The 21,156-nt window shown below is 40.9% G+C and carries 16 protein-coding genes; 7 read left to right on the top strand and 9 right to left on the bottom strand.

Going from position 1 to position 21,156, the window contains the following annotated elements; translation table 11 throughout:
* Positions 1–2: 2 nt before the first annotated feature.
* Positions 3–2,717: an ATP-dependent DNA helicase gene (locus FAI41_08930; protein ID QCE33685.1), complete on the top strand. Its 2,715-nt coding sequence runs from the start codon at positions 3–5 to the stop codon at positions 2,715–2,717.
* 66 nt (positions 2,718–2,783) lie between these two features.
* Here FAI41_08930 and groL read toward each other — a convergent pair whose 3' ends face one another.
* The 7 genes from groL to FAI41_08895 all read right to left on the bottom strand — a co-directional run bounded on the left by groL (position 2,784) and on the right by FAI41_08895 (position 9,350).
* A complete protein-coding gene (gene groL / locus FAI41_08925) occupies positions 2,784–4,433 on the bottom strand; it encodes a chaperonin GroEL (protein QCE33684.1) in 1,650 nt (549 codons plus the stop codon).
* Positions 4,434–4,507: 74 nt separating this feature from the next.
* Positions 4,508–4,798: a co-chaperone GroES gene (locus tag FAI41_08920; GenBank protein ID QCE33683.1), complete on the bottom strand. Its 291-nt coding sequence runs from the start codon at positions 4,796–4,798 to the stop codon at positions 4,508–4,510.
* Positions 4,799–4,938: 140 nt separating this feature from the next.
* The gene (locus FAI41_08915; protein ID QCE33682.1) at positions 4,939–5,721 is read right to left on the bottom strand and encodes an ABC transporter ATP-binding protein; all 783 of its coding nucleotides are present in this window, start codon (positions 5,719–5,721) and stop codon (positions 4,939–4,941) included.
* Positions 5,718–6,770 (bottom strand): iron ABC transporter permease, encoded by a 1,053-nt coding sequence (locus tag FAI41_08910; GenBank protein QCE33847.1) that lies wholly within the window; start codon positions 6,768–6,770, stop codon positions 5,718–5,720. Before FAI41_08910 ends, FAI41_08915 begins: the two co-directional genes overlap by 4 nt.
* A gap of 23 nt (positions 6,771–6,793) precedes the next feature.
* Complete coding sequence (locus tag FAI41_08905; protein ID QCE33846.1) at positions 6,794–7,981, bottom strand: iron ABC transporter substrate-binding protein; 1,188 nt, start codon at positions 7,979–7,981, stop codon at positions 6,794–6,796.
* 110 nt (positions 7,982–8,091) lie between these two features.
* Entirely contained in the window at positions 8,092–8,613 is a 522-nt protein-coding gene (locus FAI41_08900; protein ID QCE33681.1) for a hypothetical protein, read from the bottom strand.
* A 38-nt stretch (positions 8,614–8,651) separates the two neighbouring features.
* A complete protein-coding gene (locus FAI41_08895; GenBank protein ID QCE33680.1) occupies positions 8,652–9,350 on the bottom strand; it encodes a Tim44 domain-containing protein in 699 nt (232 codons plus the stop codon).
* A gap of 244 nt (positions 9,351–9,594) precedes the next feature.
* On the opposite strand from FAI41_08895, the gene secB reads away from it, so the two are divergent.
* The gene (gene secB / locus FAI41_08890; protein ID QCE33679.1) at positions 9,595–10,125 is read left to right on the top strand and encodes a protein-export chaperone SecB; all 531 of its coding nucleotides are present in this window, start codon (positions 9,595–9,597) and stop codon (positions 10,123–10,125) included.
* Positions 10,126–10,188: 63 nt separating this feature from the next.
* Here the strand turns inward: secB and FAI41_08885 are convergent, their stop codons facing one another.
* Entirely contained in the window at positions 10,189–10,878 is a 690-nt protein-coding gene (locus FAI41_08885) for a uroporphyrinogen-III synthase (GenBank protein QCE33678.1), read from the bottom strand.
* A 42-nt stretch (positions 10,879–10,920) separates the two neighbouring features.
* Positions 10,921–11,970, bottom strand: a complete 1,050-nt coding sequence (hemC, locus tag FAI41_08880; GenBank protein ID QCE33677.1) for a hydroxymethylbilane synthase — start codon at positions 11,968–11,970, stop codon at positions 10,921–10,923.
* A 117-nt stretch (positions 11,971–12,087) separates the two neighbouring features.
* Between hemC and tsaD the strand changes: the two genes are divergently transcribed.
* From tsaD to FAI41_08855, 5 genes are all read left to right on the top strand, one after another.
* A complete protein-coding gene (gene tsaD, locus FAI41_08875; protein QCE33845.1) occupies positions 12,088–13,203 on the top strand; it encodes a tRNA (adenosine(37)-N6)-threonylcarbamoyltransferase complex transferase subunit TsaD in 1,116 nt (371 codons plus the stop codon).
* Between the two features lie 50 nt (positions 13,204–13,253).
* Positions 13,254–14,237 (top strand): glycerol-3-phosphate dehydrogenase, encoded by a 984-nt coding sequence (locus tag FAI41_08870; GenBank protein ID QCE33676.1) that lies wholly within the window; start codon positions 13,254–13,256, stop codon positions 14,235–14,237.
* A gap of 16 nt (positions 14,238–14,253) precedes the next feature.
* Complete coding sequence (gene murJ / locus FAI41_08865; protein ID QCE33675.1) at positions 14,254–15,846, top strand: murein biosynthesis integral membrane protein MurJ; 1,593 nt, start codon at positions 14,254–14,256, stop codon at positions 15,844–15,846.
* An 80-nt stretch (positions 15,847–15,926) separates the two neighbouring features.
* Entirely contained in the window at positions 15,927–18,458 is a 2,532-nt protein-coding gene (gene mutS / locus FAI41_08860) for a DNA mismatch repair protein MutS (protein QCE33844.1), read from the top strand.
* 14 nt (positions 18,459–18,472) lie between these two features.
* Complete coding sequence (locus FAI41_08855) at positions 18,473–21,133, top strand: hypothetical protein (GenBank protein ID QCE33674.1); 2,661 nt, start codon at positions 18,473–18,475, stop codon at positions 21,131–21,133.
* Positions 21,134–21,156: the final 23 nt, after the last annotated feature.

Raw genomic sequence — 21,156 nt, 5'->3', positions numbered from 1 at the left:
GTGTGGCCCCGCCACCCCTTTTGGTGCATGGTGTGTCATGCTGCGAAACGCTTGGAATTACCATTCCATCCCCGCCCCGTCCATGGCTTGACCTTTTAGATCTATTTCTTTTTGTGAAACCCGCCACTTCTCTTCCTTCTCCCACTCCAGAAGGACTTGCGCAAGCTCTGAATCTTCCTTTTCGAAATACGCCAGACTTCTTATATGATATAGCACACGCCCTTTTATCAGAAGTGAAACTTTTAAAAGAAGATTCTAAAGGCGTTTTTTTACGCCAACTCCTTGCTTTCATGAAATATGGCAACTGGCAATGGGAAGCTGTTTTAAAAGAATATCTTGGCGAGATTTCTTCCGATGAAAAAAAGAAAATGTGGCAAAAACTCCAAATTTGGAACGATTTGCCAGAATGGGAAGATTCGCCCGCGCCAGCACCTTCCAAAAGAATTCCACTTTCTGAGGATGAATCTCGAACATCTCTTTTAAAACTTCTTAGAGAAAACGAGGTTCGTCGACCTGCACAGGAAAATTTTTCTGAAAAAATTGCTGAAATTTTTTCCCTTCCGAAAAAAGAAGCCTCCCCTTTCCTTTTGCTCGCAGAGGCAGAGACGGGAACAGGTAAAACATTAGGCTATCTTGCTCCTTCCCATCTTTGGGCAGAAAAAAATGAAGGATGTGTTTGGATCAGCACCTATACCAAACATCTTCAACGGCAAGTCGAATCTGAACTTTCCCGCTTTTATCCTGACAAGGCTTCTCGCAATCAAAATATTGTCGTTTTAAAAGGACGTGAAAATTATTTATGCCTCTTAAAACTCCAAGAAATCATCTTACCTCTTTTCCTACGTGTACAAAGCAACCCAAATACACAACTCCCCTCTGCCGTTCCTTTTGCGCTTCTCCTCAATTGGATAAAATCAACAAATGAAGGCGATATGAAAGGCGGTGATCTTGCTGGATGGTTTAGCCATCTTTACGGCTTTTCCTATCTCTATCAACTCACGGACAGAGAGGGAGAATGTTTACATAGTGGCTGTCTGTTTTATCAGCGCTGTTTTTATGAGCATATCAATCGAAAAGCGCTCTATGCGAAACTCGTTATCTCCAATCATGCTTTAACGCTTATCCGTCTGGCTCAAGCTGCTGAAAATGAGAATATTCAACAGCTTCCAGCACAGCATTTTATCTTTGATGAAAGTCATCATCTGCAAATGGCAGCAGATAATGTCTTCGCCTTAGAACTTTCTCTTAAAGCGCTCTCAGATTTCCGAGATCGTCTTCTTGGTAGTCCTTCTCATAGCAAAAGACGAAAATTTAAAAGTTTACATCATTACCTAAAACCTCTTTTTTCTGAATTTTCTGAATTAGAAACCTCTCTTTCTGAAATTGAAACAAAAGCAAGAAAAATTCTTCCCTCTGCGGCAACATTAAATAAATTTTTTATTTCAGAATCAGAAGAGAATAAGGAAGAATATTGCTCTCTTGAATTTTTTAAAGCCATTTCCGATCAACTTGATGCCTATGAACCAACAGATGCGGAAACGGGTACCTTCGAAAGAGAGACAAACTTTTATCCTTCAATGGAAGAAGTTATGGCCATCTCTAAAGAGTTTTTGAAATCACTTGAAAAATTCTTAGAAAAATTCACAAAATTTTATAAATTTTTATCTCATCTTCCATTACAGGAGGAAACAGAAGAATCTGAAACGAGAACCGCCGTTGAAATTACCTGTAATCGCCTAAAATATTATCTTCTTCCAGCTCTTCAGGCTTGGGTTTCCATGCTAAAACCCCTCCCTGAAATTGAGGCGCAAGCAGGAGGACGGATACGCATTATCCGTGGCGACTGGGAAAGCTCTGATGATTTTCATAAAAGATGGAAAAATGTGCGCCTGTGCGAAAACTGGATTGACCCGACCCTTCCCCTTTCAGCCCTCTTAAAAAACCAAGCGCTGGGCGTTGCTTATGTTTCTGGAACTTTTCGCCCCTACAAACCGATCTTGATTGAAAATGAAGTGGAAATTTCTTGGCAACCTGCAAAAAGGCGTACAGGAAGTCTCCACATTAATGGCATGACCGACTATGACTTCCAAAAAAGCCCTTTTAATTATAAAAAACAGGCAAAAGTTTTTGTCATTACCGATGTTGGTTATAGCATCAGGGAACTTGCAGATGCCTATCAAAAACTTTTTATTACGGCGCAAGGGGGCGCTTTAGGATTATTCACGGCTATTGCTCGCCTACAGAAAGTCTATCATTATATCGCACCTCATCTCTCTAAAGCTGGCATTGATCTTTATGCTCAGCATGTGAGCGGCGCTGATAATACACAGCTTGTCGATGTTTTTCGTCAAAATGAACAAAGTTGCTTATTGGGTACAGATGCAATGCGAGATGGTATTGATATTCCTGGACGCTCTTTACAACTTGTCGTCATGGAAAAAGTGCCATGGCCCCGTAGTGATATTCTCCATCGTGAGCGCAAAAAACAAGTTTACATACATGAAAAAATAAAATTAGAAGAAGAGGAAGCAGCCTTACGTTTACGTCAGGCTTTTGGCCGCCTTATCCGAAACTCAGAGGATAAAGGCGTTTTTGTTCTTCTTGATAGAAGAACCCCTTCTCGCTTACTCAAAGCATTGCCAGAGGAAATAGAAGTAGAGAAAATTCCCCTCCAAGAAGCTCTTGAAAAAATAAAAATTTTTTTAGAAACCATATAGTAAAAAAGAGCCTCTCCCGATCGGAAGAGACTCTTTTTTATAAAACGATAAAAGCGAACGCTTAGGTTAGAAACCCATGCCGCCGCCCATACCACCCATGCCACCCATATCTGGGGCAGGCATGTCACCTTTCTTTTCAGGAAGGTCAGCAACCATTGCTTCTGTTGTTACCAACAATCCAGCAACAGATGCGGCATCTTGAAGGGCTGCACGAACAACTTTCGTTGGATCAATAATCCCTTCAGCAACAAGGTCTTTATACTCACCATTCTGAGCATCAAAACCAAAGCTATAGCTATCATTTTCCAATACTTTGGAAGCGATAACAGCACCGTCTTCACCAGCATTTTCTGCAATCTGGCGCAAAGGAACTTGAACTGCACGGCGAACAATTTCAACACCAGCTTGTTGATCTTCGTTTGAAAGTTTCAAATTCGCTAGACCAACACTTGCACGTGCCAAGGCAGCACCACCACCTGGGACAATACCTTCCTCAACCGCAGCACGTGTTGCATGAAGTGCATCGTCAACACGGTCTTTACGTTCTTTTACTTCGGTTTCTGTGCTTCCACCGACACGAATAACCGCAACACCACCAGCTAATTTTGCTAGGCGTTCTTGAAGTTTTTCACGGTCATAGTCAGAAGTTGTATCTTCAATCTGCTGACGGATCTGTGCTGTACGGGTTTTAATTTCCGCTTCTTCACCAGCGCCTTCAACGATTGTTGTGTTGTCTTTGTCAATATGGATTTTCTTAGCAGTTCCAAGCATATCCAATTTAACATTTTCAAGCTTAATACCAAGATCTTCAGAAATCACCTGACCTTTTGTAAGGACAGCAATATCTTCCAACATTGCTTTACGGCGATCACCAAAACCAGGTGCTTTAACCGCAGCAACTTTCAAGCCACCACGAAGTTTATTAACAACCAATGTTGCCAACGCTTCGCCATCAACATCTTCAGCAATAATCAAAAGCGGACGCCCAGATTGAATGACACTCTCAAGAAGAGGTAAAACAGGCTGTAGAGAAGATAGTTTTTTCTCATAGATCAAGACATAAGGAGTGTCTAAATCAGCGGTCATCTTTTCGCTATTTGTCACGAAGTAAGGAGAGATGTATCCACGATCAAACTGCATGCCTTCAACGACATCCAATTCTGTTTGAAGACCTTTTGCTTCTTCAACTGTGATAACGCCTTCTGTGCCAACTTTTTCCATGGCTTGCGCAATCATGTCGCCAATTTCTTTTTCGCCGTTAGCAGAAATTGTACCGACCTGAGCAATTTCAGCTGTACCGGAAATTTTACGGCTATTCTTTTTAAGCTCTTCAACCACAGAAGCAACCGCAATATCGATCCCGCGTTTAAGATCCATCGGGTTCATACCAGCCGCAACAGACTTTGCACCGCCACGAATAATCGCCTGTGCTAAAACGGTTGATGTTGTTGTACCGTCTCCAGCAATATCATTTGTTTTAGAGGCAACTTCACGGATAAGCTGCGCACCCATATTTTCGAACTTATCTGCAAGTTCGATCTCTTTCGCAACAGAAACACCGTCTTTTGTAATTCTTGGAGCCCCAAAGCTCTTTTCAAGAACAACATTACGTCCTTTTGGACCCAAAGTTACTTTAACCGCATTTGCAAGTGTATCCACACCACGCAACATACGCTGGCGCGCATCTGCACCAAATTTTACATCCTTGGCAGCCATATCAAACTAACTCCAATAAAAATTCTTTAACTTAAATAAGGGAAATTCCCTATCTATTTATGGGGTGTTAGGAATTAACCTAAGATCCCCATAATATCGCTTTCTTTCATGATCACGAGTTCTTCACCCTGCAAGGAGATCTCTGTCCCTGCCCATTTACCGAAAAGAACACGATCATCTTTTTTAACATCGAGAGGAATGATTTTCCCTTCGCCATCACGTGCGCCTGGCCCGACAGCAACAACAACACCTTCCATAGGTTTTTCTTTAGCTGTCTCTGGAATGATGATTCCACCAGGGGTCTTGTCTTCACTGTCTAAGCGACGGACAACTACCCGATCATGAAGAGGACGAAAGTTCGCCATGAAAAAACTCCATTCAACGCCGGCAAGAAAGCCGGTAAGTTTTGATAATTTAAAATAATTTGCTCTTCACTCTTTCGAGAAAGAGGATAACTTCTACCTAAGAACGCAGCCGTGCAAATCAAGAAGCTGTTATGCTTTTTTTATTCGCAAAGCCCTTCAATTTCTAATTGTGTTTTGCCAAAACGATCAAAACCCAAACAGGCTTTAATACCATATGCCTCAGCCAAAACCTCTGAGGTTGTCACCGCACAAACAGGCCCTTGAGCAATCACGGTGCCTTTTTTTAAATAAATTGCATCATCTGCATATCGCAAAGCGATATTGAGGTCATGTACAACAAGAAAAGTAATCAAAGAGCGATTTAACGTCTCTTCTTTAATCAAATCCATCACTTGAATCTGATGTCGCATATCCAAAGCGCTCAAAGGCTCATCCAAAAGCAAAACCTCTGTTTTACGCACCAATGTCTGGGCGATCCCAACCAACTGCCGCTGTCCACCTGAAAGCTCATTTAAATATCGACTTGCAAGATTTTCAATCTTGAGACGTTTTAAAACCTCAAGACTTTCATCTATCGCCTTTTCTCTTGAGTAACTGGATCGTCCTGCCTGACAAGCAACCATCAGTGCTTCAAGCACTTGCAATCGAACAGCAGGTGGTAGAATTTGGGGGCAGTAAATCGTTTTTTTGGAACGTTCTACCATTGGCAAGCATGTAATATTTTTTTGACCTAAACAAACTTCTCCTGAAGAAATTTTCATCAGCCCCGCAATCGCACGAAGTAAAGTCGATTTTCCGGCACCATTCGGGCCAAGAAGAGCAACAATATGCCCTTCTTTCACAGGCTTTATATCAACGGAAGAAAGAAGTGTTTTTTTTCCAACTTTAACTTCCAACGAGTTTGTTGCAAAAATTTTCTTCATTCTTTAGCCCCCTTTAGAATTGTCCCTAAAAAGAAAGGAATCCCTACCAAGGCGGTAACGATACCAACGGGGATAACGATCCCCGGCACAATATTTTTAGCTGCAATCGAAGAGAGCGACATAATAAGCGCACCACATAAAGCAGAACCCGGCAAATAAAAACGATGATCTTCTCCCAAAAGCTTTCGGGCGATATGCGGCGCTACAAGACCAATAAAACCGATTGTTCCGACAAATGAAACGGCTAAAGAAGAAAGAATACTGACACGCAAAAGTCCCATCATTCGCACACGACGAACATCCACCCCGTAAGAGGCGGCACGCTCTTCCCCAAGCCGCATTGCCGTCAGCGAAGGCGCAGAGAGCCATGAGAAAGGCAAAATAATCGCACAGCACGCCCCTAAAATTCCTACCTGTGTCCAGTCTGAACGCGTCAAACTTCCCATTGTCCAAAAAACAAGCTCCTGCAAGGCATCCTCATCCGCCACAAATTGCATCAAAGAAACCAAAGCCTGAAAACTAAAAACAAGAGCAATCCCAAAAAGCACCACCAATGAGGTGGAATGTTGACGCAAGCGTGAAACAAGCTCCAAAAGGAGTACAGAGCCTAAAGCACATAAAAAAGCCTCGACAGGAATTGTCCACTTCCAAGGCACACCAGGAATAGAGAGATGCAATACAATCGCTAACGAAGCGCCGAAAGCGGATGCTGCCGAAACCCCCAACGTAAATGGACTGGCCAAAGGATTATCAAGAAGCGTCTGCATTTCGCCGCCGGAATTGCCTAAAGCCAATCCGACAAGAACCGCCATGAGGGCATAAGGAAGACGAATATCCCAAACAATAATCCCCTGCATTCCTGCTTGCGCAGAATGGAAAAGCGCAAAAAACAACTGTCGGATTGTAAGTCCCGCAGGGCCTAAAGAGAAATCCAGTAATAAAGAGAGTAAAATAACCAGAAAAAGCGCTAATAGCGTCCATTTTCGACGACGCTGTAAAAGCTCAAAATAAGCCGGCAAACCCCTTTTAGATTTTTTTTGGAAATCCATCGCATTCATAGATAAGAACTCTCTCAATAAGATTTTTTAGAGGCAGACTTATCTTTTAAAAAAACGGGTTCCTCTAAACTGGTCCAATAGGTTCCACCACTGCCAATCGAGGTAAAGCGGTTTTCAATCAGATTAAGATCCGCATCTGGGTCTAAATCAGCAAAAAGATCTGGATGAAACCATTTTGCCATAGCTTCTATTGCCACAATATTAAAAGGATTATCGTAGTAGCTGTGCCAAATGCCGTAAATATGTTTTTCCTTAGAGGCCTTTAAATTTGCCAATGCTGGCATTTTTGAAAGCTGATTTAAAGAATTTCGTGCATCATCCGGATTAACTAAAGCCCCCATCCGTAGACCAGGCCCCTCAGCCAAAGGCCCTCTTGTTCCGTCCATCACAATAAAATCTGGATTACTTGCGATGACTTGTTCAATTGAAACCTCACCGAAAACCCCCGGCAAAAGTGCAGCAGCAACATTTTTTCCACCCGCAGCATCCACAAAATGTCCCATATTCCCATTTCCTGCTGTATGACAGCATGGCCTTGCACCTGCAAGCATATCCAAGAAAACAGTAGGACGTTTAGAAACAGGCAAATCTTTGAGACGGCTTTGAATAAGATCTAAGCGTTTTTTATAAAAATCCGTATATGCTTTGGCCTCAGCCTGACGATCTAAAGCCTCGCCAAGTAAACGGAGACTTGGTACGGTATTCGTAACTGGATCATGCCGAAAATCAACAAAAATAATAGGAATATTCGCTTTTTGAAGTCTAAGCGTTAAAGGATCTTCCAATCCTGGACCGTGACCTGAAGTGCTTAAAATAACAAGATCAGGATTTAAATCTAAAACCTTTTCAGGATTTACGCTATCTGCTGTTGTTTTTCCAATGACAGCCACTTTATCCATTTCTGGAAAAGATTTCTTTATTTTTGTATAAGTCTGCGTATCTGCCTGCTTAAACTCACCTTGCCACCCGACAACCCGATCAAAGAGGTTTTTCCCCTCTAATGGTTCCAGCGCATAAATAAGACGCCCCTCACCCAATAAAATTCTTTTTGGATGGTCTGGAACAGAAACATTCCGTCCCAAAATATCTTTAACTGTTTTAGCCTGTGCACTGGATGGCAATATTGGCAACGCAAAAAAGAGGCCGGCAGCAAAAACACCTAAGGAAAAACTTTTTATAATCCGCTTCTGCCATCCATACATCATATAAGCCTCATTTGTATTTATATTTCTCAGTTGCAAATGACAATTATTTGCAACAAGTATTTTTTAACCGATTTTTTTAAAATAAGCGACTAAGAAATCTACATATTTTATCTTATTGAAAATTTTACTCTTACAGCACCTAAATTATTAGGCGGATGAAAAATTTCCGTGATCCGAGAGGAATATTCTTTCCGCTCTAACCAATGACGCAACTCACGCCGAATGATACCTTTTCCGGAAATACCTAAACCCGTAATAATTTCCACCTCTCGCCAACGCTTCCCTTTTGCCCTTTCCATAAAAGAGCGGAACGAACAAAAAGCCTCCTGAACGGTAAAACCATGCAGATCAAGAACGTGAAGAATTTCTGTCGCTTCTTTTTTTGGGGGTCTTTCCTTTTTCTTTTCTCCCTCAAAAAAAACAATACGTGTTTTATTTTGAAAGTGCGGAATCCAGGTAGCTTTCTCTGGAAGAGTCACATGCACTTTGCGTGTTTTACGCAATAACGGTTTCATTGGACTATGTAGAGGACGTACCCGCTTTGCAATCAATTCCCAGAGCTGTTGCTCCCCCTCTGAAAGTTTTTCTGCAGGTGAAGAAATTTTTAACGCTGTTTTTTTCAATTCCAACACACCCTTCCATCTACAGAAAAATATTCAGCGATTGCTTAAACAGATTCAACCGCAATGGCACGCCAGACAGAACCGGATTCTTCAAAAAGCCATTTTTCTGAAAAATGGGTCAGACCCTGCGTTCCGAAAACAAGATGCCCAGAATCCTCCTTAGCCCCATTAATTTGCCAAGAAGAAATCTCAACCTCAACTCTTTTATGAGAGAACGATTCCTCTTCCAGAGGTAGCTCAGGTGGAAAAATAATCCGAATAATTTTCATCGATTCAATAGAGCTGACATGCGAAAACACAACCTCTTTTCTTTCGGCACGCAATGCCAGTTCTTTTGCAAATGCCTGCATCGCTTCTTTACCAAGAAGAGGCTCCAGCTTTTCTATCTGCCGAGCATCATACGCTTCCATAATATTACGGTAATGCTTCTCAATATCTTTCAAAAGTGCTTCTGCTGAAAAACCAGCCTGCTGTTCTGCGGCACGGGCAATAGAAGCAGCTCCCTCAGAACCAAGCTCTGGCATAAAATATTGCGTAGGATCTTTAGGAAGAGATGCATGCGTAGGCAAAGGCGGCGGCGTAGGCGTCACTTGCTTCCCAATTTGGATTGAAGCATTTGTTGAACTTTTCCACACCTGAATGCCGACACGTTTTCCAACAAAAAGATATAGCAAAACACCCACAACGATAACGGCGACTGCCAAAGACACAATGTCCCATGGAATATGATTTAAATAGTTCATAACCTACCAATAATTTTAAACACAGGCCTCACATTAAACAACAATCTTATAAAATATTCTACATGCAATTTCTAAAACATATTTAGTCTTTTTTAAGTGCGGTAAAGTAAATTATCACATTTTCCCCTCTTTAGCCTTTTGGGGATAGACATTTATCTATTGTTTTTCTTTAATATCTTCCTACATATCTATTCTAAATTCATTTTCAGACTTTATAAATTCACAGCTTTAATCATAAGGACACATCTCTGTGACTGACCAAACAGCTGACACATCAAACACACCTCTTCCACCACAACTTATCCATCAATATACGAAGGATCTTTCGTTTGAGGTGCCGCATGGTGCCGCGATTTTTATGGCCTTACGCTCTGCACCGCAGGTAAATATCAATATTGATGTGCAGGCCAATCAAATTAAACCTGCAGAAGCTGAAAATGGGAAACCACTTTTTGAAGTCATCCTTTCTATCAAAGCAGATGCAACTGAAGCCTTGCCAGAAGGTGAAACAAAAAAACCTCGCACTGTCTTTATTACTGAACTTGCCTATGCCGGTGTTGTCACACTAAACGGCGGCGAAATTGGACAAGAAGCCTTAGAAGCTTTCCTTCTTGTTGAGGTACCTCGATTCCTTTTCCCTTACGCACGTGCCATTATTTCCGATGCAACAAGAGAAGGTGGCTTTCCGCCAGTTGTTTTGCATCCAGTTGATTTTATGGCACTCTATCAAAGTAAACGTGCTCAAAATTTCCCAGAGCCCGCTGGCGAAGCCTAAAATAAGCTTTTCTGAACTCTTTGGGAGAAATTGCAAGAATATCCTCTGCGTCTCCCAAAGGTTTTACTTAAATATCTCAGAAAGATTATCTTCTATTCTTGCCCATTCTAAAGAATGTGCGTCTTCTTTAAGAATTTTTGCAATTTCAGGCGAGAAACAAAATATTTCTATTTTTCCCCGATCGATTTGAAAATCAGTTTTTTTTTCCTCTCTCTGAATCAGATTAAAAAAGGAACGTACCGTTTCTGAAGAGTAAAATAAAATTTGTTTCCGAATAGGTTGCTTTAAAAAATCACGCACCTCTTTTGAGAGGGAAGATGTCCACCGAACCTGATACGTTTTAAAGCGCCTAATTCCCAGAGATTTAACCAAGAAATCTCCATAAAGCTTTTCATTATTTCCGCAACCGATCGCAAGCCATGAATCTTTGGCTGTACATCCCATCTTTTCGTAAAGATTTTTTAGTTTTTCGGCATTCCCACCTGCGGAAAAAACATGTCGGAATCCAAGTTCTTTTGCCTTTTGCGCTGTGCTTTCGCCAACGGATAAAATACGACAGTTACGATCCTGTCGCTTTAAAGCCGGCAAAGCGTGGGAACTGGTAATTAAAATCGTGTTTCCAAAAATCGGTGCTAAAGGCGAAGAAATTTCAATTTGCAACATTGGTGCAGCAATAGGCTCTTTCTTTAAAGCCACCAACCTAGCCATAAGCTGAGAGAGACCTGGTTCCGGGCGAGTAACTAAAATTTTCATAGCTAACCTGCCTCTCCCTAAATACCGATCGCTGAAAAACCCTTAGTCTGATATGATGGCTTTAAAGATTTCAGCAGGCGTATCACGGCGCAGGGCTTCCCCTAACTCCTTGCCTAATCTCTCGGCATCTGAAGGCGTTCCCCATGTTGATTTTTTCAACACAAAAGAACCATCTTCACTCGCAAGAAGTCCTGTCAAATGGAGTGACCCCTCTAAAATTCGTGCATATCCGCCGATAGGTGTCCGGCATGAACCATCTAACTCTGCCAACAAAGCACGTTCAGCCGTTGCAATAGCACGCGCTTCCGGATCTTCAACAGCAGCTAAAAGCGCACAGAGTTCTTCATCTTTTTCTCTTGCTGTAATTGCAACAATCCCCTGCCCTGCGGCCGGAACCATAAAATCATGATTAAGAACAATATCGACACGATCTTCCATTCCGAGACGGCGAAGACCAGCGAACGCTAACATCGTAGCGTCGCATATACCTGCTTTAACCTTATCTAAGCGGGTTTGTACATTTCCTCGAATCAAGCAGAAACGTAAATCCGGTCTGATCGCAGAAAGCTGTGCTTGACGTCGAACAGAAGCACAACCAACAAGTGCGCCCTCTGCAAGAGCTGAAAGTGGATTTTCTGGACTTCTTAAAGCATCCCGATCCCGAAGGATAAGAACATCTCTGGCGTCTTCCCGTTTCATTGTACAAGCAAGCACAATACCTTCTGGAAGATGTGTTTCCAAATCTTTTAAACTATGAACGGCAAGATCAATCTTTTTTTTGTAAAGTGACTCATGAATTTCTTTTGAAAAAAGTCCTTTACCTCCAATTTCGGCCAAACGATCCTTTTGATTTCGATCACCGCTGGTTTTTACCTGGACTTCTTTAAAGGCGCCAATCTCTCGAAGTTGCGGGCAAAAACGTGTCAAACTTGTCATAAAGCTATGCGTCTGAACCAAGGCTAAAGGAGAAGCTCTTGTTCCAACCTTAAGAGGTAAAGCATAATCTAAAGACGATTTATGCCTGCAAGCAGGCGAAGTTTCATCTATGGCGTTCGAGGGGTGTGGGGCTGCTAATTTCAATGTATCCGTCATCGCAAAAAATGTAATTTGTCTTCGCTTATATATTGCCTTGAGCAAATCGTCATTAAAATAACAAAAAAAAATCTTTATACATGGCTTCTTGAAAGGAAAACTTTTACGTTAATGGTTATGCAATCTTCATCAGCTTCTCTCTCAAATACCCCATACATTCTTGCAATTGAATCATCTTGCGATGATACGGCCTGTGCTGTTCTGGCAGAAGACGGAACTGTTTTATCTCACCTAACAAAGACACAAATCGAACATCTTCCTCTTGGGGGTGTCGTCCCTGAACTTGCAGCACGTGCACATTTACAGGCTTGCGCTCCTTTGATTGAAGAAACACTCCTCAAAGCAAATGTATCGCTTGAAGATTTTCATTTCATTGCAGCAACAATTGGACCTGGGCTCATTGGCGGTCTTTTAACAGGAAACGGAATAGCCAGAGGGCTTAGCCTCTCAACAAAAATTCCCTTTATAGGCGTTAACCATATTGAAGCCCACATACTCTCCCCTTTATTTGATTTAAAACAAGAAAAGAAATCAGCGCTCCTTACCCATAATAAAGATTGCTTCCCCTACCTTGCCTTTTTATTTTCAGGTGGACATTGCCAATGCGTTCTGGTTGAAGAAATCGGAACATATACCCCATTAGGAGGGACGATTGATGATTCCATCGGTGAAGCCTTTGATAAAGTTGCCAAAATGCTTGGACTTGGCTGGCCCGGCGGACCTCAGATTGAAAAACTTGCTAAATTAGGCAATCCAGCATTCTTTTCTCTCCCCCGCCCCCTAAAAGGCAGAGAGGGATGTGATTTTTCCTTTTCAGGTTTAAAAACAGCTGTAAGCAAATTAATTGAACCTTATAACAATACAGCCCTGCCACTTTCACTTGTCCAAAATATTGCCGCCTCCTTTCAAAAAGCAGTCACAGATATTGTTGAAGACCGTGCCAGAAATGCTCTAAAAATAGCGCTTGAAAAGAATAATCTAAAATTCATCGCAACAGGTGGCGGCGTTGCATGTAACAGCGCAATCAGAAAATCTTTAGAAAAGATTGTAGAAGAACATGATTTGACATTTTTAGCCGCACCAAAAAATCTGTGCCCAGATAATGCTATTATGATTGGATGGGCAGCACTTTTACGACAGAAATGGCATGCAACACCTTCCTCTTTTAATGACATCCCACGTCCCAGATGGCCATTAAAAGAAATGAAAATTCTTCAAAACACTCCAGAATAACAAAAAATATATCACTCCATTTTGATAAAAGAAGATGAAAGCAGACGGAAATGAGATCGAAAAACACCTCTTCCCTTCATATTATTGGTGCAGGTGCGTGGGGAAGTGCGCTTGCGATCGCTTATAGCCGTTTTTCTACTTTAAATGTCATCCTTTGGTCTCGAAAAGAACTGAATAAAAATCAACCTTTTCCACGTCTTTCTAACTTTGTCCCCCCAGAGAAACTTCATCTTCGACAGGGACTTCCAACAGAAAACGATCTTTCTGAAACTGATATTATTTTCTTTGCAACACCGATGTGGACCTTAAGACAGGTTTCCTCCAGTCTCCCTCGGTCTCTTTCGCAAAAGATTTCTCTCGTGACATGCTGTAAAGGACTAGAAAAAGAAACAGAGTTAATGCCCTTAGAGGTGCTAAAGGAGATTTTTCCTCTAAATCCAAATTTTGTGCTTGCTGGACCTAATTTTGCCAAGGAAGTCGCTCAGGATTTACCTGCTGTGGCAACACTTTCCGGAGAAGATGAAGGCAAAACACAAAATCTTTCCGACAAGCTGTCTTTACCCACCTTTTTCATTTCACCTGATTTGCATCCAATTGCCATCCAAATAATGGGGGCCGCAAAAAATGTTGCAGCGATTGGTGTCGGAGCCACAATCGGTGTTGGACTTGGCGAAAATGCAAGAGCGGCTTTTATTACCTGTTTCCTACAGGAAATTCATCTTCTCATTAAGAAAAAGTCTGGAGATCCAAAAGGAATTTTTACCTTTGGGGCTATTGGAGACCTTTTCTTAACAGCGACAAGCTCTGCCTCACGCAATTATGCACTCGGTGAATATCTTGGAAAGCATAAAACCTACCCTCCCCATGCAGGAACAGATAAAGTTGCTATCACAGAGGGCGCTTTCACAGCTCCGGTTCTTTTAGAAATGGCTGAGCGCTTCAAAATTGATTTGCCCGCCATAAATGCCGTTAATAAAATTCTTCGAAACCCTTCTGAAACAGAAAAAACCATTCGAAGCCTCCTCTCCAACTAAATAAAAAGTTTCTCCTATGCTTAAAAATCTTTTTACTGTTGGCGGCTGGACAATGATCTCTAGGGTCTTAGGCCTTATAAGAGATCAACTCTTAGCCATCCTACTTGGAGCAGGGGCCGCTCAAGATGCCTACCAAGTGGCCCTGCGTCTGCCAAATATGTTTAGAAGATTTTTTGGAGAGGGTGCTTTTAATGCGGCTTTCATTCCACTTTTTACAGAAGAATGGGAAAAGAAAGGCGAAAAAGAAGCCCTTGCTTTTGCAAGCGAAGCTTTAACGACCCTTTTAGCCTTTCTTGTTGGGATTACCCTTTTAGCTGAAATTACGATGCCTTGGCTCGTTACCGCTTTGGCTCCAGGTTTTTTACATGGCGACGGCACACGTTTTCAGCTCGCTGTTCAATTTTCCCGCATCACAATGCCTTATATGACATTGATCTGTACGGCAGCCTTGATCGCCGGCATCCTCAATGCACGAGAGAAATATGCAGCGGCGGCCATCGCTTATGTGAGCTTTAATATTATTGGTATTCTGGCGATCATTCTCGGGGCATTTTTAGGAAAACTCTATATTCCCTCTAGCGAGATTTTTGAAAAAGAAATTTTTACAGCAAAAATTGGCGCATGGGGTATTTTAATTTCCGGCTTTGTACAACTTTTAGCTCTTTTCTGGGCCTGCAAGCGCGCAAAATTATTTTTCAAAAAACAGCTTCCTACCTTCTCTTACCGTATCAAGAAACTCTCACAACGTATCTTGCCAGGTCTTATTGGTTCCGGTGTTACCCAGCTAAACCTTACAATTGACACAATCATTGCCACATTATTGCCAACAGGTTCTGTTTCCTGGCTATATTTTGCAGATCGCTTAACCCAACTTCCACTTGGCATTTTGGGCGCTGCCTTGGGAACAACACTTTTACCTACCTTTTCTAAATCTATTGCCAACCAAAAAATGGAAGAACTGGTTCAGCAACTGTCCAGAGCCATTGAGCTAGCCTCTTATGTCATTTTACCAACAACCTTTGGCATTATAGCAATTGCGCCTTTAATTATTTCAGGACTTTTTGGATACGGCCATTTTCAAGCTTTTGATATTTTACAAACATCTAAAGTGTTGCGTGTCTATGCATTAGGATTACCCGCTTTTGTCATTTTAAAAGCAATCACCCCTGTTTTCTTTGCGCAGGGCGATACCTCAACGCCTGTCAAAGCAGGATTTATCGCCATTATTATCAATTTGACGGCCTCTATTCTCTTCTATCACCCTCTTGGTCTGCTGGCTCCTGCTATTGCAAGTGATCTCGCCGCTTATTTTAACCTTTTTATGCTCAGCATCATCCTTTATCGCAAAAAAATATTGGATCTTCCCTCCCTGATAAAAAGAGAATTTAAAATACTCATTCTTTCTCTCATGACAGGCGCACTTGCCTTCGAAATAATGCATTTCTTTGGAGAAAAGATTATTTCTTTTCATATGATTCCTAGATTAACCCTTCTTTTTTCCGTTATTCTTATTTCCGCCCTTTTCTATGGACTTTCCTCGTGGAAATTAAATCTCTTACCAAAAGAATTACTTTCTATCCTCGTACGTAAAACAAAACATTCTTCCTAATAGAAGTGATCTCCCAGATGAAACCCTTAAAACCAAAAAACAATTATCAAAGACCTATAAGAGATAATGCAACACCAGCAATGTCCCAATGGTTTGATCTTAAAGAACAAGAGCCGAATGCTTTGCTCTTTTTTCGAATGGGAGATTTCTACGAGCTTTTTTTTGATGATGCCCACATTGCAGCTTCTGCGCTCGATATTGCACTGACTGCTAGAGGCGAGCAACAAGGCCTGCCAATACCAATGTGTGGTGTGCCTGTTCGTGCGGCAGATGCTTATCTTGCACGTCTTATTAAACAGGGCTTTAGAATTGCTATTGTTGAACAGGATAATCCACCACCCGGTACCAAAGGTCCCATGCCGCGAAAAATTGTGCGTATTGTGACACCGGGAACCATTACGGAAGAGGAGTTACTCGATTCAGAAGAGCCTAACCTGCTACTTTCTATTAGATCTTATCGTAACAAATTAGGAATTGCTTGGGCGGATATTTCAACGGGAGCCTTTGAAACCAAAAGTATTTTTACAGCTAATCTTTCTGAATTACTTGCACGCTTAACACCCTCTGAAATTTTATGTGAAAAATCCCTACTTCCGCCAGAGTTTCGCCCTTTATTAGCGCCTGTTTTTCCAAATCCATCCCTTAAAAAATCTCAAAAGCTTCTTTTGGAAGCGACAGGGAAAGATTTTGAAACAAAGACACAAGAAGAAACCCTTGCTTGCGGTTCTTTGCTTGATTATTTGCAAGAGACGCAAGCAGGAACGCTGCCGCCCCTCCATGCTTCTGAAGAAAAAGAAGTTTCTGTTCTTGGAATGGATGGGCCAACACGTCAAAATCTTGAAATCGTAAAAAGCCGAAGAGGTGAAAAAAAATATAGTCTTTTATGGGCCGTTGATCGGAATATAACACCAGCTGGAAAACGCCTTCTAAAATCTTGGCTTTCCTCACCAAGCTGTGACATTAAAATCATTGAAGAAAGACAGCTTGCTTGGACAAAACTGTCCATTGAAACCGAACAACTTCAAAAATTACAATCAGCCCTGCGCCAAGTACCGGATCTTGCGCGCGTTATTGGTCGCATTCGTAACCAAAGAGGAAGTCTCAAATCCCTCATTGAAACACGCAACGCTTTACTCGGATGCGATGAAATTATTATTCCTTTGCAGGCGATCTTAGCGAAAGAAAAAACGGGAAACATTCCCTTAAATACTTTTTTAGCAAAAATTCTCTCTGCTCTTTACGGACGGGCCGACAATTTAAAAGATCAGCTCACTGCGGCCTTCCCTCCAGATCTTGCCAATGAAACCATTACCGATGGATTTGATCCCAAGTTAGATCGCTTGCGCCATACGCAACGAAATAGCAAAGCGATGATTATCGCACTTGAATCAAAATTAAGAGAACAGCTTGAGGTTTCCTCTTTAAAAATTAAATACCATAGTCAGCTTGGCTTTATTATTGAAATGCCCTCTGCTCAAGCCTCAAAATTAAAAACCAAAGAAGGTTTGATCTTAAGGCAAGGGACAGCCAATCTTACACGTTACTCCTGCTATGAACTTGAAGAACTCTCCGTTACCATTAAAAATGCAGAAACAGAATCTGAGATTGAAGAAAAACGTATTGTCGAAGAGCTTACTTTAAAAATCGCCACTACTTTTGAACTTGACGAAATTAGCCAAGCACTCGCCGAAATAGATGTTCTTTGCAGCTGTGCCACCCTTAAAAATGAAAAGGGCTGGTGCTGCCCAACAATCAGCGAAACACCAGAATGTTATCTGACAGGATCATGGCATCCAATTGTCGCCACAGCCCTAAAGGAACAAGATAAAGATTCCTTTATCCCCAATGATTGTGCGCTCTTTCCTGAAAAACGCTTAATGTTGCTGACAGGCCCAAATATGGCTGGAAAATCAACATTTCTTCGTCAAACGGCTTTGGCCGTCATCTTGGCTCAATCTGGTTTTCCGGTTCCTGCAAAACAAGCCAAAATTGGAATTTCAGACCGTATTTTCTCCCGTATTGGCGCTTCAGATGATCTCGCACGTGGACAATCCACCTTTATGATTGAGATGGAAGAAACAGCAGCGATCTTAACGCAAGCGACAGAAAAATCTCTCATTGTCGTCGATGAAATTGGACGTGGGACGGCAACAGCAGATGGGATCTCCATTGCTTGGGCGACGCTTGAGGCGCTTCATTCTAAAATTAAATGCCGTGGAATTTTTGCATCCCATTTCCATGAACTTGCGACCCTATCAAAAACGCTCTCTGCGTTATCACTTTATACAATGGCAACACGAGAATGGGAGGGAAAGCTGATTTTTCTCCATGAAATAAAGCCCGGCGTTACATTTGAAAGTTGGGGAATTCATGTTGCCGCTATCGCAGGTATTCCAGCCTCTGTTATAAAAAGAGCAAGAGAAATCCGAGAAAAAATAGAAAACCCGACGGTTACAATCAATCAACTTCCCCTTTTTGAGACCTCTGTAACGCCTCTTGATTCAAAAGAAAGTATTTTACACGATAAAATTGAAAAAATTGATCCTGATTCCTTAACCCCTCGACAAGCACATGATCTTCTTTACGAACTTAAAAATTCTCTTCAGAGCTGAAAGATAGAATATCTATGACAAAGGTTTCGCATTATTGGCACCCTTCCGAAAGACAGATCAAAAATTCTGAAATTTCATCACATTCCCGAAAATTACAGAATTTACTCGGAAAGAAACGTTCTCTTATTCGCGAAACTTTTCAAAATGAAGCCCTTGGCGGAGCTAAGGCTGCTAAAAACTTTTCACGTTTCTCTGACCGTATTATCTTAGAGCATATTATTCCGCTGACAGAACTTGCGAAACGTCAGGAAAAAAATTGGGCTATCTGTGCAACAGAAATCTTTGGAACAGGCTATCTCTCTCCTTTTGATCCTCTAAACCTTATTTTGATTTATAAGGGTAAAGCTTCCAGCCGCCTCAAAAAAGAATTTGAATCTTTTTTATATCTACTTTGGATTGCAGGATTTCGACTTCAGGCCGAAATTATTTCCTTTGAAGATACCCCTAAAAAAATACCCATGCCTTTAAGATTTATTTTTGGTGAAAAGGAAATTTTATCTGAATTTAAAAAAGAGAATCATATTCTCTTTCAAAAACAAATCCATAAACTCATCGAAAAAAAAATAAAATCTCTCTATGGCCAACAAAATATGTTTGCCTTTAATCAAAAAGATGAAGAAAAATTCTCTCCGATACGGAGCATTCTTGAATTTGATCATATTCTAAATTTTTTGCACTCAGACCATCTTTCAGAATTTTTTCAATTTCAAAAAAAACCAAAAAACATCGAAGGTGAAAATTTTCCACTTTCCATTCTCATAGAAAATAAAATTCTATTGCCGAATGAGATTACTTTATTTCACTTTATCTGGCGCTTCTTATGGACAGTACGTTTTCACCTTCATTATCTAACAAACCGCCCCCAAAAGAACCTAACGCCTTTTCTTCAGCCGCTTATTGCCGCTAAAATGAAATATCCTGGCACACGTAATGAAAATTACCAGGATCAATTTATGCGACATTATTTCCTTTCCATTCGAATGTTAGAGCGCTTAGAACGCACCGTTGATCCGATGTGTTTCAGAAAAATCTCTCCCTCCTTGTCAATTGCACAAAGAATTTTTCTGACCTCTCCACAAAATATGGATAACCCCATAACAATTCTTCGCACACTTGAAAAAGCAAATTTAACCCGAAAATCTTTACACCCCGAAGATATTAGCCTTATCATTCGTTCCTCTTCTAAATTACGTAACCTCATCGGAGATCCGGAAGCCTCACGCATTTTACTCAATCTCATTCGAAAGGCGCCGCTATTTTTAGGGAAATATTTCCTAAATAATGCAGGAATTCTCTCGGCAATGATCCCGCCATGGCAAAGATTTTTTGGCATAACAAGAATTTCTCCAAAAGGCACTTCATACCTTCTGGATCAGGAATGCCTTAATGTTGTTAATATTCTTACCTTGCTTGAATATGGTTTTTTTCAAAAAAAAGCACCTCTTGCCTCCAAACTATTTAAAACAATTTCAGAATGGAAAGCGCTTTATTTAGCGGCTCTTTTACAAAAAATTGGTGAAACGATTGAAATTGATAGCTATGTTGAAAGTGCTGCGATCGGGCGCAATATTGCAGCACAGTTAGGTCTATCCGAAGCTGAGCAAGAAACTGTCTATTGGCTCATCCTCCATAGAGATATTTTACATGAATCAATCCATAAAACAGAAAATATTAAGGAAAAAATGCGCAATATTTCGCGCAAAATTCAATCACCAAGCCGTTTAAAACTTATTTATCTTTTAACCATTGCCGACATTATGTCCTCCCGCAATGATATTTCTACAAACTGGGATGAAAGCCTTTTACAAAAAACATATTTTAGGCTTTGTAACCGATTACGAGGGAATATTAGGTTAAAGCAACGAGATGTTCTGCATATTAAACAGCAAAAAGAAATGCTTCAAAAATTTCTCGATAAAAATACCGACCATAAGACCCTAAAAGAATACCTCAATATTGGCTCTTACGAATATTGGTCTAAATTTTCAACGGAAGAGCAAAGAGAGCATTTTAACCTTTTCCATGAATATTTAAATTCGTCTTTAAAAATTAAATATCACATTCAAATCCATCAGCAAGAAACAATCATCACGATCATGGTGCCCGATCTTCCGGACGTTTTATCCTATTTGACAAAGCGACTACATGAAATTCAGGTGAACATTAATTATGCAGAATTTTATGCCTTCCCTTCGATAAAAACTGCCTTATTCATTCTCCACTCACCGTGGTATGGTGGTATTGTCGAAACAATTGAAGAAAGTATCCAAAATCTTACAATCCTCTTAAAATTCGCTTTTGATGAGGATGCTAAAAATTTTGAAAAAATTCTCACAGAAAACGCATTTCCTGAACTCGAAAAATATTCAATTCTGCCCCAAAAAGAGAGAATTCTTTCGCCGGCACATCTTTACTTCGATCATCACTTTTTTGATAATAGGCTTTTTATTGAGATTAATGGTCGTGATAGCAAAGGCTGTCTGGCACGCATTTGTGCGACTTTTTCCAAGCATAAGATCAGAATTAAACAAGCAAATATTCGAACCTATGGCGTGCGTATTACAAACACTTTCCATGTCACAGACCAAAATGAACAAAAAATCACAGATCAAAAACTTTTAGCGCATTTTCAAGATGATATAACAAATATTCTTAACCGAAACTTTGATAATTAATCATTTATAGCTATGAAAATAAT

This window comes from Acetobacteraceae bacterium (assembly GCA_004843165.1).
Taxonomy (GTDB): domain Bacteria; phylum Pseudomonadota; class Alphaproteobacteria; order Acetobacterales; family Acetobacteraceae.
The sequence above is the reverse complement of the archived record's forward strand: the minus strand, read 5'-3'. Positions and strand labels throughout refer to the sequence as shown.